This is a genomic window from Streptomyces sp. S186, from assembly GCF_051603415.1.
Taxonomy (GTDB): Bacteria; Actinomycetota; Actinomycetes; order Streptomycetales; family Streptomycetaceae; genus Streptomyces.
In genome coordinates this window covers 1,224,108-1,249,622 of the sequence record NZ_CP193932.1, presented here as the reverse complement: position 1 = coordinate 1,249,622, position 25,515 = coordinate 1,224,108, and the positions used below count along the sequence as shown (strand labels likewise).

17 protein-coding genes, 1 tRNA gene and 1 pseudogene are annotated in these 25,515 nt (G+C 73.9%); 11 read left to right on the top strand and 8 right to left on the bottom strand.

What is annotated here, in order from left to right; translation table 11 throughout:
• Nucleotides 1–10: 10 nt before the first annotated feature.
• Complete coding sequence (locus ACRAS8_RS05465; RefSeq protein ID WP_438484634.1) at nucleotides 11–793, bottom strand: MerR family transcriptional regulator; 783 nt, start codon at nucleotides 791–793, stop codon at nucleotides 11–13.
• A gap of 133 nt (nucleotides 794–926) precedes the next feature.
• Between ACRAS8_RS05465 and ACRAS8_RS05460 the strand changes: the two are divergent.
• Both ACRAS8_RS05460 and ACRAS8_RS05455 read left to right on the top strand, forming a co-directional pair.
• Nucleotides 927–2,757 (top strand): annotated as a pseudogene (locus ACRAS8_RS05460) (AMP-dependent synthetase/ligase).
• Nucleotides 2,758–2,884: 127 nt separating this feature from the next.
• Complete coding sequence (locus ACRAS8_RS05455) at nucleotides 2,885–4,336, top strand: amino acid permease (protein ID WP_438490354.1); 1,452 nt, start codon at nucleotides 2,885–2,887, stop codon at nucleotides 4,334–4,336.
• 113 nt (nucleotides 4,337–4,449) lie between these two features.
• Here the strand turns inward: ACRAS8_RS05455 and sph are convergent, their stop codons facing one another.
• Nucleotides 4,450–5,436: a sphingomyelin phosphodiesterase gene (gene sph / locus ACRAS8_RS05450; RefSeq protein ID WP_438484633.1), complete on the bottom strand. Its 987-nt coding sequence runs from the start codon at nucleotides 5,434–5,436 to the stop codon at nucleotides 4,450–4,452.
• A 249-nt stretch (nucleotides 5,437–5,685) separates the two neighbouring features.
• On the opposite strand from sph, the gene ACRAS8_RS05445 reads away from it, so the two are divergent.
• Nucleotides 5,686–6,561: an oxygenase MpaB family protein gene (locus tag ACRAS8_RS05445; RefSeq protein WP_438484632.1), complete on the top strand. Its 876-nt coding sequence runs from the start codon at nucleotides 5,686–5,688 to the stop codon at nucleotides 6,559–6,561.
• Nucleotides 6,562–6,612: 51 nt separating this feature from the next.
• Here ACRAS8_RS05445 and ACRAS8_RS05440 read toward each other — a convergent pair whose 3' ends face one another.
• Nucleotides 6,613–8,109 carry a M1 family metallopeptidase gene (locus ACRAS8_RS05440; protein ID WP_438484631.1) on the bottom strand — a complete coding sequence of 499 codons (1,497 nt, stop codon included), beginning with the start codon at nucleotides 8,107–8,109 and terminating at the stop codon, nucleotides 6,613–6,615.
• Nucleotides 8,110–8,286: 177 nt separating this feature from the next.
• Between ACRAS8_RS05440 and ACRAS8_RS05435 the strand changes: the two genes are divergently transcribed.
• Both ACRAS8_RS05435 and ACRAS8_RS05430 read left to right on the top strand, forming a co-directional pair.
• Nucleotides 8,287–10,254, top strand: a complete 1,968-nt coding sequence (locus ACRAS8_RS05435; protein WP_438490353.1) for a Xaa-Pro dipeptidyl-peptidase — start codon at nucleotides 8,287–8,289, stop codon at nucleotides 10,252–10,254.
• A gap of 76 nt (nucleotides 10,255–10,330) precedes the next feature.
• Nucleotides 10,331–11,671 (top strand): M14 family metallopeptidase, encoded by a 1,341-nt coding sequence (locus tag ACRAS8_RS05430; protein WP_438484630.1) that lies wholly within the window; start codon nucleotides 10,331–10,333, stop codon nucleotides 11,669–11,671.
• Nucleotides 11,672–11,753: 82 nt separating this feature from the next.
• On the opposite strand, the gene ACRAS8_RS05425 is transcribed toward ACRAS8_RS05430, so the two are convergent.
• A complete protein-coding gene (locus ACRAS8_RS05425) occupies nucleotides 11,754–12,740 on the bottom strand; it encodes an FAD-dependent oxidoreductase (protein WP_438490352.1) in 987 nt (328 codons plus the stop codon).
• Between the two features lie 371 nt (nucleotides 12,741–13,111).
• Here ACRAS8_RS05425 and ACRAS8_RS05420 point away from each other — a divergent pair, with 371 nt between their 5' ends.
• A complete protein-coding gene (locus ACRAS8_RS05420) occupies nucleotides 13,112–15,073 on the top strand; it encodes an FUSC family protein (protein ID WP_438484629.1) in 1,962 nt (653 codons plus the stop codon).
• Between the two features lie 53 nt (nucleotides 15,074–15,126).
• Here ACRAS8_RS05420 and ACRAS8_RS05415 read toward each other — a convergent pair whose 3' ends face one another.
• The 3 genes from ACRAS8_RS05415 to ACRAS8_RS05405 form a co-directional block, all read right to left on the bottom strand.
• Nucleotides 15,127–16,329, bottom strand: coding sequence for a Cmx/CmrA family chloramphenicol efflux MFS transporter (locus tag ACRAS8_RS05415; RefSeq protein ID WP_438484628.1), 1,203 nt, complete (start codon nucleotides 16,327–16,329; stop codon nucleotides 15,127–15,129).
• 266 nt (nucleotides 16,330–16,595) lie between these two features.
• Complete coding sequence (locus tag ACRAS8_RS05410) at nucleotides 16,596–19,046, bottom strand: Tex family protein (protein WP_438484627.1); 2,451 nt, start codon at nucleotides 19,044–19,046, stop codon at nucleotides 16,596–16,598.
• A 141-nt stretch (nucleotides 19,047–19,187) separates the two neighbouring features.
• A complete protein-coding gene (locus ACRAS8_RS05405; protein WP_438484626.1) occupies nucleotides 19,188–20,060 on the bottom strand; it encodes an SCO6745 family protein in 873 nt (290 codons plus the stop codon).
• Nucleotides 20,061–20,216: 156 nt separating this feature from the next.
• Between ACRAS8_RS05405 and ACRAS8_RS05400 the strand changes: the two genes are divergently transcribed.
• Together ACRAS8_RS05400 and ACRAS8_RS05395 are read left to right on the top strand one after the other, a co-directional pair.
• Entirely contained in the window at nucleotides 20,217–21,176 is a 960-nt protein-coding gene (locus ACRAS8_RS05400; protein ID WP_438484625.1) for a GlxA family transcriptional regulator, read from the top strand.
• Between the two features lie 67 nt (nucleotides 21,177–21,243).
• On the top strand, nucleotides 21,244–21,915 hold the full coding sequence (locus ACRAS8_RS05395; protein ID WP_438484624.1) for a DJ-1/PfpI family protein: 672 nt from the start codon (nucleotides 21,244–21,246) through the stop codon (nucleotides 21,913–21,915).
• A 75-nt stretch (nucleotides 21,916–21,990) separates the two neighbouring features.
• Here the strand turns inward: ACRAS8_RS05395 and ACRAS8_RS05390 are convergent, their stop codons facing one another.
• Complete coding sequence (locus ACRAS8_RS05390) at nucleotides 21,991–22,761, bottom strand: enoyl-CoA hydratase/isomerase family protein (RefSeq protein ID WP_438484623.1); 771 nt, start codon at nucleotides 22,759–22,761, stop codon at nucleotides 21,991–21,993.
• A 53-nt stretch (nucleotides 22,762–22,814) separates the two neighbouring features.
• Between ACRAS8_RS05390 and ACRAS8_RS05385 the strand changes: the two genes are divergently transcribed.
• From ACRAS8_RS05385 to ACRAS8_RS05375, 3 genes are all read left to right on the top strand, one after another.
• Entirely contained in the window at nucleotides 22,815–24,467 is a 1,653-nt protein-coding gene (locus ACRAS8_RS05385) for an ABC-F family ATP-binding cassette domain-containing protein (protein ID WP_438484622.1), read from the top strand.
• Between the two features lie 81 nt (nucleotides 24,468–24,548).
• Nucleotides 24,549–24,622, top strand: a tRNA-Met gene (locus tag ACRAS8_RS05380).
• 139 nt (nucleotides 24,623–24,761) lie between these two features.
• The gene (locus ACRAS8_RS05375; protein ID WP_438484621.1) at nucleotides 24,762–25,349 is read left to right on the top strand and encodes an HdeD family acid-resistance protein; all 588 of its coding nucleotides are present in this window, start codon (nucleotides 24,762–24,764) and stop codon (nucleotides 25,347–25,349) included.
• Nucleotides 25,350–25,515: the final 166 nt, after the last annotated feature.

The following is a 25,515-nucleotide window of genomic DNA, read 5'->3' as shown; positions in this document are numbered from 1 at the left end:
GCCCGCCCCCTCACCGCCCGCGCGGGCCGCCGTCCTCGCCGTGGCCCGCGTGTTCCGCCCGGCCGCCGTGTCCGCCCCCGCCGAGCCACTCCCGCAGCTCTTCCTTCATCGATCGCTGGAAGGCGGTGACCAGTGCCTGGACCACCATCGGCTGCATATGGGCCGACAGCGACTTCATCCGCGCCATCTCCTCCGCGTCCGGCCCGCCGTCCCGGTACGGCCCCCATACCTCGTCCTTGAAGAGCCGGCTGAGCTCACGGGCCGCCGAGCGGGTGTGCTCGATGACGACGGTGCGCGCCGCCAGGATCGTCTCCAGGGCGATCGGCACGTCGAGCAGGCGCGTCCCCAGGTGCAGCAGCCCGGGATCGACCTGGAAGACCTTCGGATCCTCGGTCCGCACCAGGACGTTCATCGCCGCCAGCCGGTCGAGGTCCTCCTCGGTCAGCTCCCGGCCGACCCGCCGCTCCAGTTGCTCCCGGGTGGCGTCCTCCGCCTGGTCCGGGATCCAGCTCGCCACCAGGGCGCGGTGGATGGCCAGGTCCTGGGCGCTGAGATCGGGCGGCAGCTGCGCCAGATAGCGTTCGATGGCGGACAGGGTCAGGCCCTGGTGCTGGAGTTCCTCGATGAGCGCGAGCCGCGAGAGGTGGTCCGGTCCGTAGCGGCCCACCCGGCGCGGGCCGATCTCGGGCGGCGGCAGCAGACCGCGGGTGCTGTAGAAGCGGATCGTGCGGACCGTGACGCCCGCGCGGGCGGCGAGTTCGTCGACGGTCAGGCCGGGGGCGGACTCCATCATGTTCAACAGTATTGCTGTCTCACCAGTCCTGTGAAACCTTCCGCACCGCTCAGCGCGCAGCCAGGCCCCCTTCGGGCGGGGCCTGGGTCCTCCGTACGGTCCGCAGCTCAGGCCCACACCTCGGGAGGCCGCCATGACCACGCTCCTGCGTATGCCCGCCGCACCGGACGAACTCACGCTGCCCGCCCTGCTGTTGCGCAACGCCGAGGACCACGGCGAACGGCCGGCGCTGTCCTGGCGGGCGCCGGACGGTGGCCGGCGGACGCTCGGCTGGGCGGCGGCCCGCCGGCGGATCGCCGAGCCGGCCGCCGGGTTCGCGGCGCTCGGCGTCCGCCGCGGGGAGATCGTCCTGCTCATGATGGGCAACCGGCCCGAGCACTGGCTGGGGGATCTAGGGCGCGGTGCCCGTCACGGTCCACGGCACTGCCGCCCCGGGCCAGATCGCCCAGATCGTCCGGCACAGCCGGGCCCGCCTGGCCGTGGTCGAGGGCCCGCGGGAGCGGGCGCGCTGGGCGCCGCTGCTCGACGACCCGGCGGCCCGGCTGGAGCGGCTGGTCGTCGTCGAGCCCGAGGACGGTTCGCCGGCCGCGGACCCCGGGGCGGCACACCGGTGCCGGAGCTTCGCCGCCGTGGCGGCCCGCGGCGCCGAGGCGTACGACCCCGCGGCGTTCGAGGCGGCCTGGCGGCGGGGCGACGCCGGCGACACCCTCACCGTCGTCTACACCTCCGGCACGACCGGCGACCCCAAGGGGGTGGTGATCACCCACCGCCAGGTGCTGCTGAACGCGGTGGCGCTGGACGGGGTCGTCGAGCTGCCGGATCACGCCGCGCACCTGAGCTACCTGCCGTTCGCGCATATCGCCGAGCGGATGCTGGGCCTCTACCTGCCGGTCTTCCGGGCGGCGCACGTCCACCTCTGCGCGGATCCGGCGGAGGTCGCGCCAGCCGTCCGCGAGCTGCGGCCGGTGCAGTTCTTCGGGGTGCCGCGGGTGTGGGAGAAGCCGGCGGCGGCCCTGAAGGCGACGCTGGCGGAGCTTCCCACGAAGCGGCGGGAGGCGGTGGCGGCGGCCGCGGAGACGGCACGGGCCCAGGTCGCGTGCCGGGAGCGCGGGGAGCGGCCGTCGGCCGAGCTGGCGGCCGCGTATGCGACGGCCAGGGCGCGGGTGCTGGACCCGCTGCCGGCGGCGGCGGGCTTCGACCGGCTGGTGTGGACGGCGAGCGCCGCCGCGCCGATGCCCCCGGAGGTGGTGCGGTTCTGGGCCGGCTTCGGCATCGTGATCATGGACGCGTGGGGGCTCACCGAGACGGTGGGGGTGGCCACGACCAACGGGCCCGACGGCTTCCGGCCGGGCTCGGTGGGCCGGCCGCTCGCCGGGCTGGAGGTGCGGACGGCCGCCGACGGCGAGATCGAGGTGCGCGGCCGGACGGTGTGCGCGGGGTATCTCCGGGCGGACGGGACGGTGGAGCCGGCGACGGGGGCGGACGGCTGGTTCCGCACCGGCGACATCGGCCGGATCGACGCGGACGGCTTCCTGTGGCTGACCGACCGCAAGAAGGAAATGATCGTGACCTCGACCGGCAGGAACGTCTCGCCCGCGCTGGTCGAGAACGTCCTCAAGGAGCATCCCCTCGTCGGGCAGGCGCTGGTGCACGGCGACGGCCGGTCGTATCTGGTGGCGCTGCTGGTGCTGGACCCTGAGCTGGCCCCGGCCTGAGCGGCCCGGCACGGGATCGCCGGGAGTCTGCCGGAACTGGCCCGGCATCCGGTCGGCGGCGCGGAGGTGGGGCGGGGCGTGGCGGCGGCCAATGCGCGCCTGAACCACACAGAACAGGTCAAGCGATTTTCTTTGCCGGGTGAGGAATGGCGGCTGGAAAGTGGCGAACTAACGCCGTCGCTGAAACTCCGGCGCCGTGTTATTCGCCACAAATATGGACAAATCCTGGAGCGAATGTACGCCATGTGATCTCGCACACAGACGGGGGGCCGTAACTCGTGGAAGGTGTGCGACTGGCCGGTTCGCGCGATCCGCGGAACCGGTCATGTTCAAGCGCTCCGAAAGTGAGATACCAGTAGTGAGCACAGAAACCGTCGTGGATGAAGCCCAGCGGCCATCGGACGGGGGGAGCGGGATCCGGCAGGACGCGGGCGACGCCGGATACAGCAAGGGCCTCAAGGGCCGGCACATCAACATGATCGCCATCGGCGGCGCGATCGGTACCGGCCTCTTCCTGGGTGCCGGCGGCCGACTGCACTCCGCCGGTCCCGCTCTGGCCGTCGCCTACGCGGTCTGCGGCCTGTTCGCCTTCTTCGTCGTCCGGGCCCTCGGCGAACTGGTGGTGCACCGCCCGTCCTCCGGCTCGTTCGTCTCCTACGCCCGGGAGTTCCTGGGGGAGAAGGGCGCCTACGTCGCGGGCTGGATGTACGTCGTCAACTGGTCGACGACCGGTATCGCCGACATCACCGCGATCGCTCTGTACACGCACTACTGGAGCATGTTCACCAGCATTCCGCAGTGGGTGATGGCGCTGATCGCGCTGGCGGTGGTGCTCTCGATCAACCTGATCTCGGTGAAGATCTTCGGTGAGATGGAGTTCTGGTTCGCGATCATCAAGGTCGCGGCGCTGGTCGTCTTCATGTTCATCGGGATCTTCCTGCTGGCCACCCAGCACCCGGTCGACGGACACACGCCGGGCCTGAACCTGATCACCGACCACGGCGGCATCTTCCCGACCGGCCTGCTCCCTGTGGTGATCGTGCTCCAGGGCGTCGTGTTCGCCTACTCCGCCGTCGAGCTGGTCGGTGTCACCGCGGGTGAGACCAGTGAGCCGCACAAGGTCGTGCCCAAGGCCGTGAACTCGATCATGTGGCGGGTCGGCATCTTCTACGTCGGCTCGGTGATCCTGCTGGCGATGCTGCTGCCGTGGAACATGTTCAGCGCCGATCAGAGCCCCTTCGTCACCGTGCTGTCCCACGTCGGCATCCCGCACGCCGGCGACGTGATGAACCTCGTCGTGCTCACCGCCGCGATGTCCAGCCTGAACTCCGGGCTGTACTCCACCGGCCGCATCCTGCGCTCGATGTCGATGGCCGGCTCCGCGCCGAAGTTCGCCGGGCGGATGAACCGCAACCAGGTGCCCTACGGCGGCATCATGCTCACCTCCGCGGTGTGTGTGCTCGGTGTCGGGCTCAACTACTGGCTGCCGGGCAAGGCGTTCGAGATCGTGATCAACATCGCGGCGCTGGGCATCATCAGCACCTGGTGCACCATCATGGTCTGTCACATGGTGTTCGTCCGCCGCGCCAAGGAGGGCTTGGTCGAGCGGCCGCGCTTCCGGCTGCCGGGCACGCCGGTCACCGACATCGCCACCATCGTGTTTCTGCTCGGCGTCATCGTGCTGATGTGGTTCGACGACGGCGTCGGCCGGCAGACCGTGCTGCTGATCCCGGTCCTCGCCGCGGCGCTGGTCGGCGGCTGGTACGCGGTCCGCGGCCGGGTCCGCCGGATCGCCGCGGAACGCGAACTCGCCCAGCAGGCCGAGTAGCCGCGCGAGAGCGCCCCACCCGCACACCGGAGGCGGCCGCGGAGGACCGGAAGGTCACCGCGGCCGCCCTCGTGCGTCCGGGGCCGGGCCGGCGGGCTCGGACGCGTACGGGCTCAGCCGCCGATCACCGGGTAGTGATCGGAGAGGTTGGTGTAGGTGTAGTCCTTGCCCCAGCTGGAGACGGTCCAGGGAGCCGACTGCTCCTTGACCACCGTGTTCCGCCAACCGGTGGGCCGGGCATGGCCGTTGCGGAACAGCACATAGTCCAGGTCCTCACGGGGATCGTTCGGGTAGCGGTCCTTGGCGATCGAGTTCTCCTGAGTGTCGAAGGAGTACGGGTGGCCGGTGCGGCTGTCCGCGGGGGCCAGGTCGGCGTTGGCCAACAGGGCGTCGTACTCGCTGCCGTGGGAGTCGATGTTCATGTCGCCGGCGACCATGATCTCCTCGTCCGCCGGGATGTTCCTGGCGTCGAGGAAGGCGTCCAGCTCCTTGAGCTGCCTGGCGCGGTCGGCGGCCGCCTCACCGGCCCCGCAGCCCGAGTCGGTGGACTGGGTGTGGGTGCCGACCACATGCACCCTGGTGCCGTTGACGTCCAGCACCGCGTAGACGAAGCCCTTGTTGGAGTAGGAGTCCGAACCGCAGGCGTCCTTGTAGATGTACTGCTCCTTGCGCAGCACCGGCCACTTGCTCAGCAGCGTCACCCCGCCGTCCTCGGGGGTGACGGCCGAGTAGGCGCCGCCGGTGGCGTCCCAGCCGCTACGGCTGCGGCCGACGATCGGCGTCTGGTGCGGGTACTCCGTGGCGGCCCGTGCCTTCAGCGCGTCCGACGAGGAGTTGTCGAAGGCTTCCTGGAGCACGACGACGTCGTTGCCGTGGAAGAAGTCCGCGGACGCGATGGCCTGGGCCCGGTGGTCCTGGCCCCAGTTGGGATAGAGGTTCTTGCTCATCAGGAAGGTGTTGTAGGTCAGCACCTTGAGCCGGGGCGCGCTCGCGGCCGGCGGGGCCGCGGCCGACGCGGTGGGGGCGGCGACGGCCAGCGTGACGGCGAGGGCCGCGGCGATCGCGGCGGCCCGGGATGTGCGCAGCGCGGAGTGCGGCACGGAAACTCCCTGTGGAGGTGGGGGCGTGGGGTGTGAACCGACGCCGCACATCAAACCAGTTGGAGTTACTTCCAGGTAACATCCCGGCGGGCGGAAGATTGACAACTCGCAGCGCTTGACGGCGGGTTCGCGGAGGCGAGCCGAGGCCGACGGCGGGGTGCAGGCCCTGCCTCAGTACGCGCGACTCTCGTCCGCGGCCCTGGCGCCGACCCGCTGTCCCCGGGGAGCCGCCGTATCATGAGTAGGCGTATGAGTACGGTACAAACGCTCCCAAAACGCACGGACCCCGCACCCCCGCCGCCCGGCGGCGTGCTCTGGTCGCTGGTCGGGGACATCAGATCGCTGCTGACCCTGCCCGCCGCGCTGACGATGCAGGTGGCGCACCCCGCGGTGGGCGCGGGCGTGGACGACCACTCGGTCTTCCGCACCGACCCCTGGGGCCGCGGCGAACGCTCCCTGGCCTCGCTCCAGCTGTGGGTCTACGGCGGGGCGGCGGCGGCCGAGGAGGGCCGGCGGCTGCGGCAGCTGCACCGCTCCATCCAGGGCACCGACGCCTACGGCCGGAAGTACCACGCGCTCACCCCCGCGTACTACGCCTGGGTGCATGCCACCGGCTACCCCGTTTTCCGGCACTCCCGGCGCTACCTCGGCCGCCCGTTCACCCCGGCACAGGAGCGGCAGCTCTACGCGGAATGGCTCCAGGTCGGCCGGATCCTCGGCATCCACGACCGGGACATGCCGCAGACCATCGAGGAGTTCTGGCCGTACTACCACAAGGTCCTCGACAACGAGATCGAGGAGACGGCGGTGGTGCGGGAGCTGACCGCCACCGACCGTCCGCTGCCGGCCCCGGACCGCGGCCCCTGGTGGGTGCTGCTGCCCTTGCGCCTCGTCTGGCCGGTGCTCAGGCCGGGCTTCGCCCGCTTCCGCCGGTTCGTCACCATCGGGCTGATGCCGCCGGACGCCCGGCGCGCCATCGGACTTCCCTGGACCGACGCCCAGGAGCGCCGGCTGCGCCGCCTGGGGCTGGTGGTGCGGCTGGTGGTGCCGGTGCTGCCGGAGCGGCTGCGGTTCATGCCGATCGCCCGGCGGGCCCGCCGGGAACACCGGGCGGCCCGCCGCTGAACGGCCGGCGGGCGGAGCCGGGCACGCCCGGACCCCGCCCGCCGCTCCGGGTCAGCGCCCGCCGTGCGCCTCGTGCACGTCGTGGGTGGCCGCGATCTGCTTCCACGACTTCGGCTGGGCGACCAGGCCGTGCGCGGCGAACGCCCGCACGCCCGCGCCGGCGGCCGGCCGGCTCGGCTGGTACAGCCAGGTGTCGAAGAAGCCGGCCAGCGGCTGCCCGGCCTTCTTCTCGGCGAACTTCACGAAGTCCCCGACCGCGGCGTTGCCGTACCGGTGCTCCGTCGGCCAGGACTTGAGGATGTCGAAGAACACCTTGTCGCCGACCTTGTCGCGCAGTGCCTGGAGGGCCAGCGCGCCGCGGTCGTAGACCGCCGAGTCGAACTGCTTGTCCGCGCCCGGGTCGCCCGGCTTCACCGTCCAGAACGGGTCGCCGGCCGGGTGCTGGGCGTAGACGTAGTCCGCCAGTTGCCGCGCGGTGCCCTCGCCCTCCTTCTCCGACCACAGCCACTGGCTGTACGCGGCGAAGCCCTCGTTGAGCCAGATGTCCTTCCAGTCCTTCAGCGACACGCTGTCGCCGTACCACTGGTGGGCCAGCTCGTGCACCACGACCGAGACGTTGGTGCCCTTGTCGAACGCCTTGCTGCCGTAGAACGGCCGGGTCTGGGTCTCCAGCGCGTAGTGCGCCGGGACGTTGGGGACATAGCCGCCGACCGAGTTGAACGGATACGGGCCGAAGACGCTCTCCAGCCACTCGGTGACCTCGGCGGTGCGCTCGATGCTCGCCCGCGCCGACCCCAGGTTGGCACCCAGGTCCGGGCTGACCGCGTTGATCACCGGCACCCCGTCCGCGGTGGTGTCGGTGGTGATGTCGAACTTTCCGATCGCCAGCGTCGTCAGGTACGTCGCCTGCGGCTTGTCCGAGCGCCAGTTGTAGCGCGTCCAGCCGAGCTTGGAGGTCTTCGAGGCCAGCACGCCGTTGCTGAGTGCCTGGGTGCCGTCGGGGACGGCGATGGAGATGTCGTACGTCGCCTTGTCGGAGGGGTGGTCGTTGCTGGGGAACCACCACACCGCGGAGTCCGGCTCCTGCGCCACCACCCCGCCGTCCGGCGTCCGGGCCCAGGCGCTGAAGCCGTCGATCTTCAGCTCGGAGGGCTTGCCGGCGTAGCGGACCACCACGCTGATGTCCTTGCCCTTCTCCAGCGGCGTGGCCGGAGTGACCTCCAGCTCGTGCAGCCCGGAGGTGGCGAAGGCGGCCTTCTTGCCGTTGACCCGGATCTCGCTGACCTTCAGCCCGAAGTCCAGGTTGAAGCGGGAGAGGTCCTGTGTGGTCCGGGCGAGCAGGGTCGCCGTGCCCTCCAACAGGTCGGTCTTCGGCTGGTACTTGAGCCGCAGGTCGTAGTGGGAGACGTGGTACCCGCCGTTGCCGCTGTACGGGTAGTAGCTGTCGCCCACGCCGGGGGCACCGGGCTTGAAGTCGGCTGCCGACGCCGGGATCGCCAGCAGCAGGCTGAGCGCAGCCGCGCCCGGGACCAGGAGTCTGTGACGCACGAGTCCTCCAACTCGTAGGGGAGGTCGATCTCCTACGGACCCTATGTACGCACTGGCAGCCGCGTCATGTCCATGGCCACATCCGACACATGACCGACATCTCGCCGACATGCGTCCCGGACCGCCCCCTTCTGCACAGGAGTTGACCCGCGCTACCGTCCGCCCGTGACAATACGTATGGGACCTCCCCACACCCCATGGAAAACGCTGGTCGGCGCGGCCGTGCTCGCGCTCCTCGCGCTGCTCGCCGCCCCCGGCGCGGCAAGCGCGGCCCCCGCCCCCCGGGAGAGCAAGCCCGTCTACTCCTACGACCGCGCCGTTCGCGAGACGGTCTGGGTGGACACCGGCCTCGACGGCGACGGCGACGGCCGCACCGACCGGGTCGCCGTCGACATCATCCGGCCCTCCGAACCCGCCCGGCAGGGCCGCCGGATCCCCGTGATCATGGACGCCAGCCCCTACTACTCCTGCTGCGGACGCGGCAACGAGAGCCAGAAGAAGACCTACGACGCCCAGGGCCGCCCGGTCCAGTTCCCGCTCTTCTACGACAACTACTTCGTGCCCCGCGGCTATGCGACGGTCCTCGTCGACCTGGCCGGAACCAATCGCTCCGACGGCTGCGTCGACGTCGGCGGACGCTCGGACATCCAGTCCGCCAAGGCCGTCGTCGACTGGCTGAACGGCCGGGGACGCGGCTACACCGCCCGCAGCGGCGGCAAACCCGTCACCGCCGACTGGTCCAACGGCAACACCGGGATGATCGGCAAGAGTTGGGACGGCACCATCGCCAACGGCGTCGCCGCCACCGGCGTCCCCGGCCTGAAGACCATCGTGCCGATCGCCGGCATCACCTCCTGGTACGACTACTACTTCGCCCAGGGCGCCCCGCTCTACGACGGCGGCCCCGACGGGCTGGCGGCCGCGGTCGAGAGCCCCGGCGCGCACAAGAACTGCGCCGCCGTCCAGCGCAAGCTCAAGGAGGGCGCTCCGCGCAACGGCGACTGGACCGGCCTGTGGACCGCACGGGACTACGTCCGCGCCGCCGCCAGGGTCCGCGCCAGCGTCTTCCTCGTCCACGGCATGCAGGACCTCAACGTCCGCACCAAGCACTTCGGCCAGTGGTGGGACGCGCTCGCCCGGCACGGCGTCCAGCGCAAGATCTGGCTCTCCCAGACCGGCCACGTCGACCCCTTCGACTACCGCCGCGCCGACTGGGTGCGCACCCTCCACCAGTGGTTCGACCACTACCTGATGGGCTACGACAACGGCATCGAGCGGGCCCCGATGGCCGACGTCGAACGCGCCCCCGACACCTGGACCACCGACGCCCGCTGGCCCGCGAAGGGCACCGCCACGGTCCCGCTGTACCCGCGCGTCGGCAGCACCGCTGGCGTCGGCGTCCTGGGCGCCCGCCCCGCGCCGGCCGGCCAGAAGGCGGCGTTCACCGACGACCCGGCGCTCGACGAGGCCGACTGGGCCGGCGCCGTCGACCGCCCGACCCCGGCCAAGGCCGGCTTCACCACCGGCCCGCTGACCGCACCGCTGCGGCTCTCCGGCGCCGGCACGGTGACCGTCACCGCCACCCCCAGCACCACCAGCGCCCACCTCTCCGCCGTCCTCGTCGACCTCGGCCCGGACACCATCCGGAACTACGCCGGCGACGGCGAGGGCATCGTCACCCGGAAGACCACCAGTTGCTGGGGCGCCGGCACCCGCGGCGACACCGGATGCTTCAAGGACACCGCGGCCGACACCAGCAAGGTCGGCTTCACCGTCTTCAGCCGCGGCTGGGCCGACCTCGGCCACGCCACCGACCCGCGCCACGGCCACCCGCTCACCCCCGGCAAGCCCTACACCCTCACCCTGCAACTCGCCGCGAGCGACCACATCGTCCCCGCCGGGCACCGGCTTGCGCTCATCGTGGCCGGCACCGACGCCCATCTGATCGACCCGCCCGCCTCCCGCCCCACCCTCACCCTCGACCTGGCCCGCACCGCGGCCCGGCTGCCGGTGACCGGTGGCGCCCCGGCCCTGGCCCGGGCCACCGCGGGCACCCCGGCGGCCCTCCGCCCGACCGGGACCGGGAGCGCACTCAAGGGCATCGCCCCGCCGCCGGCCCTCAGCCGGCTCCCGTACGGAGACTGACCGGAAGCGACCGGCCTGGGCCGCCCCGTGGGAACGGGGCGGCCCACCATCCCGCTGCCGACCCCGGAGGCATCACGTGGCACCTCTCGGCTCACTCCGTTCACTCCGCTCCCGCGGCCTCGCCCTCGGCGCCCTGGCCGCCGCCCTCACCGCCGCGTTCAACCCGTTCCCGTCCGCCCGGGCCACCGCAACTCCCGTGCCCCGTACGGGATTCGAGACCAGTCACGGCGCCCGCTGGACCGGCGAGGCCGAGGAGACGGCGTTCCTGGCGGCCGTCGCCCGGGCCCCCGGAGGCCCGACCCCGGTCCGCGTCGACCGGATCGGCACCACCGCACAGGGCCGCCCGCTGCGCCTGGTCCGCCTCGGCGCCCCCGCCCTCCGCGGCCGGCGCGCCGGCTCCGTGCTGCTGGTCTGCTCCCAGCACGGCGACGAACCCGCCGGCCGCGAGGCATGTCTGACCACCGTCCGCGACCTCGCTCATGCCAGGGACCCCGCCACCCGGAACCTCCTGGCACACACCGGCGTCCTGGTGGTACCCACCGCCAACCCCGACGGCCGGGCCGCCGACACCCGCGGCAACGCCGACGGCACCGACATCAACCGCGACCATGTGGCGCTGGCCACCCCCGAGGCCCGCGCGATCGCCGCGGTGCTCCGCGACCAACGCCCCGAGGTCGTCTACGACCTGCACGAATACACCCCCAAGGCGCCGTACTACACCAAGGACCTGCTCTCCCTGTGGCCGCGCAACCTCAACACCGCGGCCCCCGTCCACCGCGAATCGGCCGCCCTGTCCGAGGACTTCGTCGCCCCCGCCGCCCGGGCGGCCGGTTTCAGCACCGGCGTCTACGGCATCTGGACCGACCCGGTCACCGGCGCGCCCGTCAAACAGGTCGCCGGCGACGGCCAGGAGCGCATCCTGCGCAACACCGCCGGGATCAAGGGCTCCGTCGGGCTGCTCGTGGAAACCCGCGTCGACGCCCGCACCGAAGCCGAGAAGGCCGACCCGGCGCGGAACAACCGGCGCCGGGTGTCCTCCCAACGCGCCGCCCTCAAAGGGCTGTTCACCTTCCTCGTGCGGCACCGCGGACGCGTCGAGGCGGCCACCGCGGCGGCCCGCACGGCCGGCCTGGCCGACCGCGGTCCCGTGTACCTCGGCGGCGCCGACAACGAACCACCGGCCGCTGAGCGGGTCCTGACGCATCCGCCGCGCGCCTACCGCCTCGACCCGACGCGGTTCGCCCGGGCCGAAGCCGTACTGGCGGCGCACGGCGTGCACTGGCGGCGGGACCCCGGCGGCGGTGCCACCGTCCCGCTCCGCCAGCCGCTGCGCGCCCTGATCCCGCTGCTGCTGGACGCGCGGGCCGACCATCCCGTCGTGGCCGGCACACCGGTGGACGGGCGGGACGACGGGTGAACGGGCGGGCCGGCGAGGGGCTGCTGACGGGTCTCCGTGGAGGAGCTCCCCAGGTCCGCCGCCACCGCGTCCCCCGTGGCGATCAGGACGGCGCGAGCCTGTCCCGCACCAGCCGCAGGACCTCGTCCGCGCACCCCCAGGAGACGGTCACCCCGGCGCCCCCGTGGCCGTAGTTGTGCACACAGACCGTCCCGTCCGGCAGGCGCTCCGCCGCGAGCCGCACCACCGGGCGGGCCGGGCGCAGGCCCACCCGGTGCGCCAGCACGCGGGCCCGTGCCACCCGTGGGAAGAACCGGGCACAGCGCGCCACGATCGCCTCCGCCACCGCCGGATCGGGCACCCGCGACCAGGCCCCCGCCCGCGCCGTCCCGCCCAGGACCAGCCCGAACGGCTGCGGCAGGAGATACGTCGAGTCCGCCGCGTCCGCCGCGCCCTCGTCGGCGGCGGTGAACCACTCCTCGACTCCCGGGTTCTCGACGATCACCAACTGCCCCTGGACGGGGTGGACCGCGGGATCGGGGACCAGCTCGCGGGCGCCGAGCCCGGAGCAGTTCACCACCGCCCGGACGCCGACGGCCGCCTCCGCCAGGGACGCCACCGGGCGCGCCACCACTGTCCCGCCGGCCGCCGCCAGCCGCCGCTCCAGATAGCGCAGGTGCACCGGCATCTCCACCAGCGGCGTCCGCGCCCGCCGGCCCCCGGTGCAGCCCGGCGGGAGTTCCCCGGCGCGGGCCCGCCGCAGCCCCGGGACCGCCGCGTACCAGGCACCGAGACCGTCGTCGGGGAGCCCGTCACCGCCGGCCGCCCCCGGCCCGTCCGCCACGGTGCCCGTCACCAGCCGCGCCCCGGTCTCCGCCGGCCGCCCGGCGAGGGCGGTGAGCACCTCCAGGGAGCGCAGCGACCACCGGACCGCGTCGTCGTACGGCCGGATCCGGTACGGCCAGCACAGGCCGCCGGCGATCGCCGAGGTCGTCGCACCGGCGGAGTCCCGGGCGACCACCCGCACCCCGTACCCGGCCTCGGCGAGCACGATCGCCGAGGTCAGGCCGATCACCCCGGCGCCGACCACGCAGATCTCCGGTATCTCCGGTGGCGCCGACTTGGGGGGCGCGCTGTCCGGGGGCGCTCCGTCCGGGGCCGCCGGGCCGCCCGTTTCCCCAGACCGCTCGTCCGTCATCTCCGCAGCCTCCCCTGGTCCCGGATCGATCCGATGTCCGCCTGTGATCTTCCACCTGTGATCCGCGCGTAACCCGCCGGCAGCGGTCCGGACAGAACCGGACCTTAGGCTGGTAGGGCCCCCGGTGGACCGGCTCGTACCGTGCCACACCCGGGCCCCGGCACCGTCGGCCGATGACGCCCCTCGGATCCGCCCGCGCGACCTACGCGACCCCGCTGGCTCGCGCTCCGTATTCCGTGCCCCTGCCATCGCCGAGGAGACCCATGCCCCGCCACCGGCGCGCCGTGCCCGCCTGGCTCGCCCACCCCTTCCGCTGGCAGCGGCTGCCCGTGCCCTGGGCCGCGGTGGCCCGCGGCGCGCTGTGCGCGGGACCGCTGCTGGCCGCGGGGATCGCCGCCGGGCGCCCGGCCGCCGGCGTGCTGACCGCCCTCGGCTCGATGCTCGCCGGCGTCAACGACCGCCCCGGCACCCGGCGCACCGGCATCGTCCACATCGGCCTGCCGGCGCTGGCCGCCGCGTTCGGGATGCTGATCGGCGCCTCCCTGCGGGCCGCCGACGCGGGCTGGTGGGTGGTGCCGGCGCTCTGCGCGGTCGGCTTCGTCTCCGGCGCGGGCAGCGTGGCCGGCCCGGTGCGCTCCACCGCCGGGATGCAGATGCTGGCCACCACCGTCCTCGGCGCTGGCATGCCGCTGCCCGGCACACCCTGGGCCAAGGCTCTCTACGTCCTCGCCGGATGCCTGTGGCTGCTCCTGCTGCGGCTCGTGCTGCGCTCCCCGCGCCCGGCGGGCGGCCCGCTCAGCGGGGAGCGGGCGGCCGTCGCCGCGGTCTTCGACGCGCTCTCCGACGCGCTGGCGGCGGTCGGCGGGCCGGGCGCGGAGCCCGCCCGTCGCCGGCTCACCGCCGCCCTGGACCGCGCCGACGAGGCACTACGGTTGCGCCGGCTCACCAGCCGCCTGCTGCGCCGCCCCGCCCGCCCCGAGGAGCGGCTGCTCGCCGAGCGGTTCGCCGCGGCCACTGCGCTCTGCGAGGCCAGCGTCGCCCTCCTGTGGGAGGCCCGGCCGCTGCCGCCGCGGGTCGCCGCGAGCCCCCGCCGGTTCGCCCGGGCGCTGCGCACCGGAGAGCCGCCGGGCCGGCTCTCCGCCCCGGAGAACAGCTCCGCCGCCCGCGGCGCCTTCGACCACGCCCTGCTGGACGCCGCGGTCGCCTTCGCCCGCGAGCGGCCGCTGCCGCCGCCGACGACCGGCGAGCGCACCCCGCCCGCCCGGCCGACCGGGACCCGCGGCGCGCTCGGCCCGGCCGCCCGGGACTACGGCCTGCGGGTCGCCCTCTGCATCGGGGCCAGCACGGCGGCGGCCCTGCTGCTGCGCGCCGACCACTGGTACTGGCTCCCGGCGACCGTCACCTTCCTCGTCAAGCCCGACCTGGGCCCGCTGTTCTCCCGTACGGTCAACCGCTTCGCCGGCACCGCGGCCGGCGTCCTGGTCTTCGCGGCGGCCGCGGCACTACTGTCCGGGAGCTGGTGGCCGGCGGCGTTCGCCGGCGCGGGCGGCGCACTACTGCCGTTCGCCACCCGGCACTTCGCCCTCCAGACCGGCGCGATCACCGTGATGGTGCTGTCCTTCGTCTACGTCGGAGGCGCCCCCGAGGCCGCCGGCGAGCGGCTCGTCGACACCTCCCTCGCCTGCGCGATCGTGCTCGTCGTCGGGCATCTGCCGCGGCTGGCCGACCCGCGCCGCCGGGTCGGCCCGCGGGTCACGGAGGCGCTGCGGAGCACCGAGCGCTTTCTGCGCCACGTCCTGGCGCCCCGGCCCGCCGCCAACCAGGAGGCCGGAATCGGCGCCTTCGCCGCCCGCCGGCTGGCGCTGCGCCGGGACGCCTACCGGACGCTGGCCCAGGCCCGAGCTGCCGCGGAGACCGCCGCGGCGGAGTTCCGCCCCGGCCGCGACCCCGGCACCGACTGGCCGACCGTGGTCGCCGCCGCGGAACGCATCGTCGACGCCGCCACCGCCTGCGCCGTCCGCCTCGACCGCGGCGCCCACCGCCCGGGCCCGGAGGAGTCCGCACGGCTCTGCCAGGCGCTCCTGGCGATGGCCGACGTCCTGGAGGACCCCCGCCGCCCGCCCGGCACCCCGCAGCCGGAACTGCGGCCGGTACCGGACTGCGCCACTCTCACCGACGTCGCCGCCGAACTGGAGCGACTGCGCGAGTACGCGGCCGCCCGGTGACCGTGCGGCCCCGGCCGCGGGGCCGCACGGCCAGGACCCTGGACTCCCGCCCGTCACGGAGCGGGCGCCGGCACCTTCCCGCCACCGCCGGTCGCCCGCCGCCGACTCCGCAGCCGTACGCCCTCCGCCGCCCCGCCGAGCGCCAGCGCCACGGCCACCAGCAGGGCGCTGACCCACAGCGGCGCGCGGTAGCCGAAGCCCGCGGCGAGGGCGACACCGCCCCACCAAGGCCCGGTCGCGGCGCCCACGTTGAGCGCGGCGGTCGCGAAACCCCCGCCCAGCGTGGGCGCTTCGACCGCCGCGTAGAGCACCTGCGCGATCAGCGTGGAGCCGACCGCGAACGACAGCGTCCCCTGGACGAGGACCAGGACGACGGTGGCCACCGCGTTCTGGGCCGTCAGCGCGAACACCGCCCAGCCCGCGAGCAGTGCCCCGCCCCCGACGGCGAGCACCGCCCGGGGCCGCCGGTCGGCCAGTCGCCCGCCGGCTGTGACACCGGCGAACGAGCCCAGCCCGAACAGCGCCAGCACCACCGGCACCCCGCCCGCACCCAGGCCGGTGACGCCGGTGACCAGCGGCGCGAGATAGGTGAAGGTGCAGAACGTGGCGCCGTTGACCAGCGCCCCCAGCAGCAGCGTCACCAGCAGCCGCGGACGGCGCAGCGCCCGCAGCTCACCGCGCGCACCCGTCCCGGCCGCGCCGGACCCGGCCGGACCGCCCGGCACCGACACCACGATGGCGACCAAGGCCGGTACCGACACCGTGGCCACCGCCCAGAACGCCGCCCGCCAGCCCCACTCCTGGCCCAGCACGGCACCGGCCGGGACACCCGCGACACAGGCCAGCGTCGTACCGCCCAACAGGATGGCGGTGGCCCGGCCCTTGGCGTCCGGTGCGGCCATCGCCGCCGCGGTCGCCAGCGCCACCGCCAGGAACCCGGCGTTGGCCAGCGCCGCCACCACACGGGTCGCCAGCAGCACCGCGAAGCTGGTGGTCACCGCGCCCAGGACGTGCACCAGCAGAAAGGCGACCAGGAACACCAGCAGGGCGCGCCGCCGCGGCCAGCGCCGGATCAGCAGCGCCATCAGTGGCGCCCCGACGATCATCCCGGCGGCGAACGCCGAGGTCAGCGCCCCGGCGGCCGGTATGGAGACCTGGAGATCGGCGGCGATGTCCGGGATCAGCCCGGACAGCATGAACTCCGACGTGCCCTGCGCGAACACCGCCAGCGCGAGCATGTAGAGAGCGAATGGCATAGAGAAGTCTCCGCAACCACACAGGCACCGGCACGGGATACCGACGCGTGGCGTCGACGGAGCCGACGGCGCGTCGGTACGGCCGGTGAAGGAAGCGGCAGCCCCGGCTACCGCGATGACAAGACCTGCCCGAAGAGGCGGTCCGGTGGCGGAGAACGACGAAAGCCACCGGACGGCGCCCGGTGGCTAACGTCTTGAGGACTCGGGGCTGGACATGATCAGCAGGCTAACCGGCCGGCCCGGCAGCCGTCCACGTAATTACCGCGCTAGCGGCCGCCGTTGCCGCCCAGCAGCCCGGCCCGCCGCAGCGCGTCCGCCATCGCGTCGTTGACCGGCCCGGCGTCCCGGCCGCCGGCCCGGCGCTCGCCGCCCCGCTGGCCGCCGTCCTGCCGCTGCCGCGGCGCACCGCCCCGGCCGCCGCCGCGCCGTTCACCGTTGCCGCGCCGTTCAGCGCTGCCGCCGCGTCGCTCACCGCCGCCGGCCGGCGCGGCCTTCCCCGGCGCGGCCTTTGCCGGCTCGTCGTCCAGCCGCAGGGTCAGCGAGATCCGCTTCCGCGGGATGTCGACGTCGAGCACCTTGACCCGGACGATGTCGCCGGGCTTGACCACGTCCCGCGGGTCCTTGACGAAGGTCTTCGACATCGCAGAGACGTGCACCAGCCCGTCCTGGTGGACGCCCACGTCCACGAACGCCCCGAAGGCGGCGACGTTGGTGACCACACCTTCCAGGAGCATCCCGGGCGTCAGGTCGCCGATCTTCTCCACGCCCTCCTTGAAGGTCGCGGTCCTGAACTCCGGCCGCGGGTCGCGACCCGGCTTCTCCAGCTCCTGGAGGATGTCGCCGACCGTCGGCAGACCGAAGGAGTCGTCGACGAAGTCCGCCGGCCGCAGACCGCGCAGCACCGCGGTGTTGCCGATCAGCTCGCCGACCTCGCGCTTGGCCGCCCGCACGATCCGGCGCACCACCGGATACGCCTCCGGGTGCACGCTGGAGGCGTCCAGCGGGTCGTCGCCGTCCCGGATCCGCAGGAAGCCCGCGCACTGCTCGTACGCCTTGGGGCCCAGCCGCGGCACGTCCTTGAGGGCCTTGCGGGAGCGGAACGGGCCGTTGCCGTCGCGGTGGGCGACGATGTTCTCGGCCAGGCCCGAGCTGATGCCGGAGACCCGGGCGAGCAGTGGCGCGGAGGCGGTGTTGACGTCCACGCCGACACCGTTCACACAGTCCTCGACCACCGCGTCCAGCGAGCGCGACAGCTTGGTCTCGGCCAGGTCGTGCTGGTACTGGCCGACGCCGATCGACTTGGGGTCGATCTTGACGAGTTCGGCGAGCGGGTCCTGGAGGCGGCGGGCGATGGAGACCGCGCCGCGCAGCGAGACATCCAGGTCCGGCAGCTCCTGGGAGGCGAACGCGGAGGCGGAGTACACCGAGGCGCCGGCCTCCGACACCATCACCTTCGTCAGCTTCAACTCCGGCTGCGCGGCGATCAGTTCGGCGGCCAGCTTGTCGGTCTCCCGGGAGGCGGTGCCGTTGCCGATCGCGATCAGCTCGACGCGGTGCTCGCGCGCCAGCCGGGCCAGGGTGGCCAGCGCCGCGTCCCACTTCTGCTGCGGCACATGCGGGTAGATCGTCTCGGTCGCCGCCACCTTGCCGGTCGCGTCCACCACGGCGACCTTCACGCCGGTGCGGAAACCGGGATCCAGGCCCATCGTGGCGCGCGTCCCGGCGGGCGCCGCCAGCAGCAGATCGCGCAGGTTCGCGGCGAAGACCCGGACCGCCTCGTCCTCGGCGGCCTGCCGCAGCCGCAGCCGCAGATCGATCCCGAGGTGCACCTGCACGCGCGTGCGCCAGGCCCAACGGACCGTGTCCTGCAGCCACTTGTCGGCCGGCCGGCCCCGGTCGGCGATCCCGAAGCGGTGCGCGATGGACCGCTCGTACGCGCTGGGCCCCTCGCCCGCCTCCGCCGGGTCCTCCGGCTCCAGGGTGAGGTCGAGGACGTCCTCCTTCTCACCGCGCAGCATCGCCAGCACCCGGTGCGAGGGCAGCTCGGTGAACGGCTCGGCGAAGTCGAAGTAGTCGGCGAACTTGGCGCCTTCCTCCTCCTTGCCGGCGCGCACCTTCGCCGCGACCCGGCCGCGCGACCACATCCTCTCGCGCAGCTCACCGATCAGGTCCGCGTCCTCGCTGAACCGCTCGGTGAGGATGGCCCGCGCGCCCTCCAGGGCCGCGGCCGGATCGGCGACGCCCTTGTCCGCGTCCACGAACGCCGCGGCGGCCGCGGACGGTTCCACCGACGGGTCGGCGAGCAGCCCGTCGGCCAGCGGCTCCAGCCCCGCCTCCCGGGCGATCTGCGCCTTGGTGCGCCGCTTCGGCTTGAACGGCAGGTAGATGTCCTCCAGCCGGGCCTTGGACTCGGCACCGCGGACCTGCGCCTCCAGCGCGGCGTCCAGCTTGCCCTGGGACCGCACGGACTCCAGGACGGCGGTCCGCCGCTCCTCCAGCTCCCGCAGATAGCGCAGCCGCTCCTCCAGGGACCGCAGCTGCGCGTCGTCGAGCAGCTCGGTCGCTTCCTTGCGGTAGCGCGCGATGAACGGGACGGTCGAGCCGCCGTCGAGCAGTTCGACCGCGGCCTTCACCTGCCGCTCCCTGACGCCGAGCTCGTCGGCGATCCGCGCTTCGATGGACCCGAGGGCCCCGATGGGCTCAGTGGCTGCCGTCACGTTGATCCTGCCCGCCTTCCAGCGACTTTCCTGAGCCTGCATTGTGCCGCCTGGCGGCCCGGACTGTCGCACCGCCCGGCCGGGAACGCCGGGGTGTGAGAAGACGCACCCACACCCCGGCGGCCCGGACGGACGGGTGCGTCACTCCTTGCCGAACAGGGCGGCGGGGAACGCCCCGGACTCCATGAGGCGGGCGGCGAACGCGCCCGCCAGTTCGGTCAGCCGGGCCACGCCCGCCGCCCCCAGATGCTCGTACGGAGCCCGGTCCAGACGGTCCGTCGCCCGCTCCAGATCCTTGCGCAGCTTCACACCGGCCTCGGTCAGCTCGCCCCCGGCGGTCAGCAGCCCGCGGCCGCGCAGCCGCTCCTGTGCCGCCGTCAGCTCCTCGTCCGACCAGCCGCGGGTCGCCTTGACGCCGCGGTAGTTCATCCCGCGCCCGCTGGCGGTGTGCGTGACCAGGGCCTCCACCGGGTCCAGCTCGGCGTCCATCAGGGCGATCAGATGGCCGTCGCCGCGGTGTTCGCGCAGCAGCGTCGCGGCGTGCCAGTAGGCGAGGTGCGGGGCGTCCGGCACCGGCAGGTCGGCGTGAGCGGAGTACAGCGGCCGCGAGTAGCGGGTGCAGCCCTCGGCGGCCCGCAGGGCGAGCTTCGCCGCCTCCGCCATCTCCGGCGACGCGAGCGCCTCCGCGCCGAGCTGCCGGCGCAGGCTGCCGTCCACCGCCCGCAGCCGGGCGTCCAGGACGACCTGCGGGGCGGCGACCGTCCACACCTGCGGGACGTGCTGCGCGACCAGCTCGTGACTGAAGGAGTAGAAGGCGGCGGTGACCGTCCCGGGACCCACCGCGCCCATCGGCGCGCTCCGGGCGGCGAGGTAGCCGGCCCTGCTGTTCTCCACGCCCACCGCGGTCAGTTCGGTGGCGAGCTCCGGGGCGAAGTAGTGCGCCGAGTGCAGGGGGTTGAGGGCGTTGTGGCAGTGCCGTCCGGCCCGTTCGGGCAGTGCGCTGGAAGACGTCATGCGAGCAGGTTACCGACCCGTTGGTATGGCGCCACCCCTGGCCCGTGCCCGCCTCTGCCGAGTCCGGCCCCGCTCCGCGGCCGGCAGGAAGGCATGGCAGGAAAGGTGGGAAACCTGTCATTGCCGCCATCCGTCCCGCCGACCAGGATGGACGGCATGGAACAGCGCGACGTGCTGGTCGTCCTCTACGACGGCGTGCAGAGCCTCGACGTGACCGGACCCGTCGAGGTCTTCGACGGCGCCGGGCGGGGCGTCCCGGGCGCCTACCGCATCCGCACCGCCACCCTGGACGGCGCCCCGGTCCGCACCACCAGCGGCCTCACCCTCGTGCCCGACCTCGCGCTGGCCGCCGCCGAGCCCCCGCACACCCTCCTCGTCCCCGGCGGCCACGGCACCGGCGACCCCGATCCGCGGCTGGTCGACTGGCTGCGCACCCACGCCCCGCGGACCCGCCGCCAGGTCTCGGTGTGCAGCGGCGCCTTCCTGCTGGCCGCGGCCGGCCTGCTGGACGGCCGCCGCGCCACCACCCACTGGAGCCTGTGCGCCGACCTCGCCGCCGCCCACCCCGCGGTCCGCGTCGACCCCGAGCCGATCTACGTCCGCGACGGCAGCGTGGCCACCTCCGCGGGCGTCACCGCCGGCATCGACCTGGCCCTGGCCCTCGTCGAGGAGGACCTGGGCCGCGACCTCGCGCTGGCCGTCGCCCGGCACCTCGTCGTCTTCCTCCGCCGGCCCGGCAACCAGACCCAGTTCAGCGCCCAGCTCGCCGCGCAGACCGCGGAGCGCCGCCCGCTGCGCGACGTGCAGCAGTGGATCACCGAGCACCCGGCCGCGGACCTCTCCGTCGAGACCCTGGCCGCCCGCGCCCGGCTCTCCCCGCGCCACTTCGCCCGCGCCTTCCGCGACGAGACCGGCATGACCCCCGGCCGCTACGTCGACCGGGTCCGCCTGGAGGCCGCCCGGCGGCGCCTGGAGGACACCGCCGACGGCATCGAGCAGATTGCCCGGCACTGCGGCTACGGCACCCCCGAGGCGATGCGCCGCGCCTTCCTCCGCGTCCTCGGCGCCTCCCCGGCCGAGTACCGCCGCCGCTTCCGTCCCGCACCGTCCCCCTGAACCACTCCCGCCCCGACCACTCCGGCAACGGACCTCCGTCACCACAAACCCAGGAACGAGGCACCCCATGCAGATCGCCGTCCTTCTCTACGACCGCTTCACCGCCCTCGACGCCATCGGCCCCTACGAGACCCTCGGCCTGCTCCCGGGCGCCGAGGTCGTGTTCGTCGCCGAGCGCACGGGCGTCCACCGCAGCGACAAGGGCTCCCTCGGCGCGGTCGCGGACGCCGCGCTGGGCGACGTCACCGCGCCGGACGTCCTCGTCGTCCCCGGCGGCCCCGGCCAGACCGCGCTCATGGAGGACGGCCCGCTGCACAAGTGGCTCCGCGCCGTGGACGCCGGCACCACCTGGACCACCTCGGTCTGCACCGGCTCGCTGGTCCTCGCCGCGGCCGGCCTCCTCAAGGGCCGCCGCGCCACCTCCCACTGGCTCGCGCTGGACCAGCTGCCCGGCTACGGCGCCGAGCCGACGGGGGAGCGGGTGGTCTTCGACGGCAAGTACGTCACCGCCGCCGGCGTCTCCTCCGGCATCGACATGGGGCTGGCCCTGGCCGGCCGGATCGCCGGCGACACCGTCGCGCAGACGATCCAGCTCGGCATCGAGTACGACCCGCAGCCGCCCTACGACGCCGGCGCCCCGGACAAGGCCCCCGCCGAGGTCGTCGCCGCCCTGCGGGACCACGGCCGCCTGATCCTTGCAGGCAAGAGCTGGCGGGAACAGGCCCTCGGGGAGAAGTGACGAGCAGTCAGTAGGGGTCGGTTGACGTCACGGGCACAAGTGGGCCGCCTCAAGTGGCGGCCCACCGGCCGCGGTTCACCCCTCGGACCACCCGAACCGCGGCGCCCGCCGCTCCAGGAAGGCCACGGCTCCCTCCGCGGTCTCCCCGCTCTCCCGTGCCTGCGCCGCCCAGTACGCCCCGCGCGCCGCCGCCTCCTCGGGCGGCACGTCCCAGGTCCCGTCGGCCAGCTCCTTCGCCGCGGTCTGGGTCAGCAGCGACCGGCTCGCCAGGACGGCGCCGAACTCCCCGATCCGCTTGTCCAACTCGCCCTCGGGCACCACCTCGTCCACCAGCCCGGTCCGCAGCGCCCGCGCGCAGTCGATCAACTCACCCGAGAACAGCAGGTACTTGGCGGCCGAGGGCCCCACCAGCCGGACCAGCCGCCGGGTCGCGGACGCCGGATAGGCCACCCCCAGCTTGGCCGGCGTCACCCCGAACAGCGCCCCCTCCTCCGCGAACCGCAGATCGCAGGCGGCCGCCAACTGCGCGCCGCCGCCCACGCAGTAGCCGCGCACCGCGGCCACCGTCGGCCGCGGAAAGTCCGCCAGCGCCTCCTCGGCCGCCACCGCCAGCCCCTGCGACCCGTCCGCCCCGTCCCGCAGCGACCCGATGTCCGCCCCCGCGCAGAACGTCCCGCCGTCGCCGGTCAGCACCAGGGCCCGCACGGCTTGGTCACCCGCCAGCCGCTCCAGCAGCGGCGGCAGCTCCCGCCACATCGCGACGGTCATCGCGTTGCGCTTGCCCGTGTTGCTGATCGTGACGGTCGCCGTACCGCCGCCGACATGCGTCTTCAGACCCGGTTCCATGCCCGGATATTAGAGCGACCGCCGGTCGCGTGGCCGGATACGATCGACGCCTGATGTCCGCAACCCTCGTCGCCAAAGACCTCGCCGCCGGCCACGGCGAGCGCGTCCTGTTCTCCGGTCTCGATCTGGTCGTCGCCCCCGGAGACGTGATCGGCCTGGTCGGTGCCAACGGCGCCGGCAAGTCCACCCTGCTGCGCCTGCTCGCCGGGCTGACGCGGCCGGAGCACGGCGCCCTCGCGCTCAGCCCGCCGACCGCCACCGTAGGCCACCTCCCGCAGGAGCCCGACCGCCGTCCCGGGGAGTCGGTCCGCGCCTTCCTCGCCCGCCGCACCGGCGTGGCCGAGGCCCAGCGCGCCCTGGACACCACCACCGAGGCCCTGGCCGAAGGGCGCCCCGGCGCCGACGACGCCTACGCCACGGCCCTGGAGCGCTGGCTCGCCCTCGGCGCCGCCGACCTCGACGAGCGCGCCGAGGAGACCGCCGCCCAGCTCGGCCTGGCGGTCGGCCTCGACCAGCCGATGACCACCCTCTCCGGCGGCCAGGCCGCCCGCGCCTCGCTCGCCTCGCTGCTGCTCTCCCGCTACGACGTCTTCCTCCTCGACGAGCCCACCAACGACCTCGACCTGGACGGCCTGGACCGCCTGGAGACCTTCGTCACCGGCCTGCGCGCCGGCACCGTCCTGGTCAGCCACGACCGCGAGTTCCTGGCCCGCACGGTGACCCGCGTCGTCGAACTCGACCTCGCCCAGCAGCAGGTCAACACCTACGGCGGCGGCTACACCGCGTATCTGGAGGAGCGCGAACGAGCCCGCCGGCACGCCCGCGAGCGCTACGACGAGTACGCCGATACCAAGGCGGCCCTGGAGGCCCGCGCGCACACCCAGCGCAACTGGATGGAGAAGGGCGTCCGCAACGCCCGCCGCAAGGCCACCGACAACGACAAGATCGCCCGCAAGGGCCGGGTCGAGGCCACCGAGAAGCAGGCCGCCAAGGCCAAGCAGACCCAGCGCCTGATCGAGCGGCTGGAGGTCGTCGAGGAGCCCCGCAAGGAGTGGGAGCTGCGGATGGAGATCGCCGCGGCACCCCGGGCCGGCGCGGTGGTCGCCACCCTCCGGCAGGCCGCGGTCCGCCGCGGCGACTTCCGCTTCGGCCCGGTCGACCTCCAGATCGACTGGGCGGACCGGGTCGCCATCACCGGCCCCAACGGCGCCGGCAAGTCCACCCTGCTCGCCGCCCTCCTGGGCCGGCTGCCACTGGACTCCGGCGCGGCCGCGCTCGGCCCCGGCGTGGTGGTCGGCGAGATCGACCAGGCCCGCGGCCAGCTGTTCCGGGGCGACGGCGACACCACCCTCATGGACGCCTTCCGGGCTGCCGTCCCGGACCTGGCACCCGCCGACGTGCGCACCCTGCTGGCCAAGTTCGGCCTCAAGGCGGCCCATGTGCTGCGCCCGGCGGGCACCCTCTCGCCGGGGGAGCGGACCCGGGCGGCGCTGGCCCTCCTCCAGGGCCGCGGGGTCAACCTCCTCGTACTCGACGAGCCCACCAACCACCTCGACCTCCCCGCCATCGAGCAGCTGGAGTCCGCGCTCGCCTCGTATCCGGGCACCCTGCTGCTGGTCACCCACGACCGCCGGATGCTGACGGCGGTGCACACCACGCGCCGGATCGAGGTCGACGGCGGCCGGATCACCGACCGGCAGGTCTGACCAGGCAGAACGCGACCGAGGGCCGGCTCCGGCAGGCGATTTGGCTCTGGAGCCGGGAACCCGTAAGGTAATCCGAGTCGACGCGGGGTGGAGCAGCTCGGTAGCTCGCTGGGCTCATAACCCAGAGGTCGCAGGTTCAAATCCTGTCCCCGCTACTCCGAAGAACAGCAGGCCCGGTGCATCACGCACCGGGCCTGCTGTCGTCGTCGCTCCCGCGGTGCGCCCGCTCACCCTGCCCCCTCCTCGCATAAGGGGTATACCGGGAAAAGGGTCCCCTTGCGCGAGGAGGCGGCGATGCCCCGCAGGTCCAGATCTTCCCGGCGCACTCCGGCGGCCCGGCTCGGGCGCAGCTTCGGGCTGCTCGCGATCCTCGGTGCCGTCCTCGTCCTGGCCGGAATCGTGGGGCTGGTCTACGTCGGCGTGGCCACGCTCACCACGATGCTGCTCTTCGGCTGGCTGCTGCTGATCGGCGGCGTGATCGGGCTGGCGCACGCCGTCCAGTCCCGGGGCACGAACTTCTTCTGGCTCGCGGTGATCGTCGCGGCGCTGAACATCGCCGCCGGCGTGGTGGTGATCCGCCGGCCCGACGCCGGCGCCGCCGCGCTGACCATGTTCGCCGCCCTGCTCTTCCTGACCGGCGGGCTGTTCCGCCTGGTCGGCGCCGTGGTGGTGCGCGGAGCACAGTTCGGCTGGACCCTGCTCCAAGGCGTGATCGGCCTCCTGCTGGGCATCCTGGTGCTCGCCAACTGGCCGCGGAGCAGCCTCTACGTCATCGGCTGCTTCTTCTCGCTGGCACTGCTCTTCGACGGGCTGGGCCTGCTCGCCATGGGGATCGGAGGCCGGCGCGTGGTCGGTATGGTGCAGGAGGGCAGAGTGGCTTGATCCCTACCCCGGCGGTGGCGGTTTCCGCGGGGGTCCGGCGCCCGGCTCCCGGCGCCGGCAAAGAAACGCGAAGGAAAGGCGCCGCAACGCGTCGTGCGCCCCATCAAATCCGCCAGAATCGGCCAAATGCCGTCGATAGGCGCTGACTTGCGTTCAGGAGCCCGGC

Bases quoted from the DNA above. Each gene is read 5' to 3' on its own strand.
- ACRAS8_RS05465 (WP_438484634.1), bottom strand. From the start codon at position 793: ATGATGGAGTCCGCCCCCGGCCTGACCGTCGACGAACTCGCCGCCCGC.
- ACRAS8_RS05445 (WP_438484632.1), top strand. From the start codon at position 5,686: ATGAGTACGGTACAAACGCTCCCAAAACGCACGGACCCCGCACCCCCG.
- ACRAS8_RS05435 (WP_438490353.1), top strand. From the start codon at position 8,287: ATGGGACCTCCCCACACCCCATGGAAAACGCTGGTCGGCGCGGCCGTG.
- ACRAS8_RS05420 (WP_438484629.1), top strand. From the start codon at position 13,112: ATGCCCCGCCACCGGCGCGCCGTGCCCGCCTGGCTCGCCCACCCCTTC.
- ACRAS8_RS05415 (WP_438484628.1), bottom strand. From the start codon at position 16,329: ATGCCATTCGCTCTCTACATGCTCGCGCTGGCGGTGTTCGCGCAGGGC.
- ACRAS8_RS05405 (WP_438484626.1), bottom strand. From the start codon at position 20,060: ATGACGTCTTCCAGCGCACTGCCCGAACGGGCCGGACGGCACTGCCAC.
- ACRAS8_RS05400 (WP_438484625.1), top strand. From the start codon at position 20,217: ATGGAACAGCGCGACGTGCTGGTCGTCCTCTACGACGGCGTGCAGAGC.
- ACRAS8_RS05395 (WP_438484624.1), top strand. From the start codon at position 21,244: ATGCAGATCGCCGTCCTTCTCTACGACCGCTTCACCGCCCTCGACGCC.
- ACRAS8_RS05390 (WP_438484623.1), bottom strand. From the start codon at position 22,761: ATGGAACCGGGTCTGAAGACGCATGTCGGCGGCGGTACGGCGACCGTC.
- ACRAS8_RS05385 (WP_438484622.1), top strand. From the start codon at position 22,815: ATGTCCGCAACCCTCGTCGCCAAAGACCTCGCCGCCGGCCACGGCGAG.
- ACRAS8_RS05375 (WP_438484621.1), top strand. From the start codon at position 24,762: ATGCCCCGCAGGTCCAGATCTTCCCGGCGCACTCCGGCGGCCCGGCTC.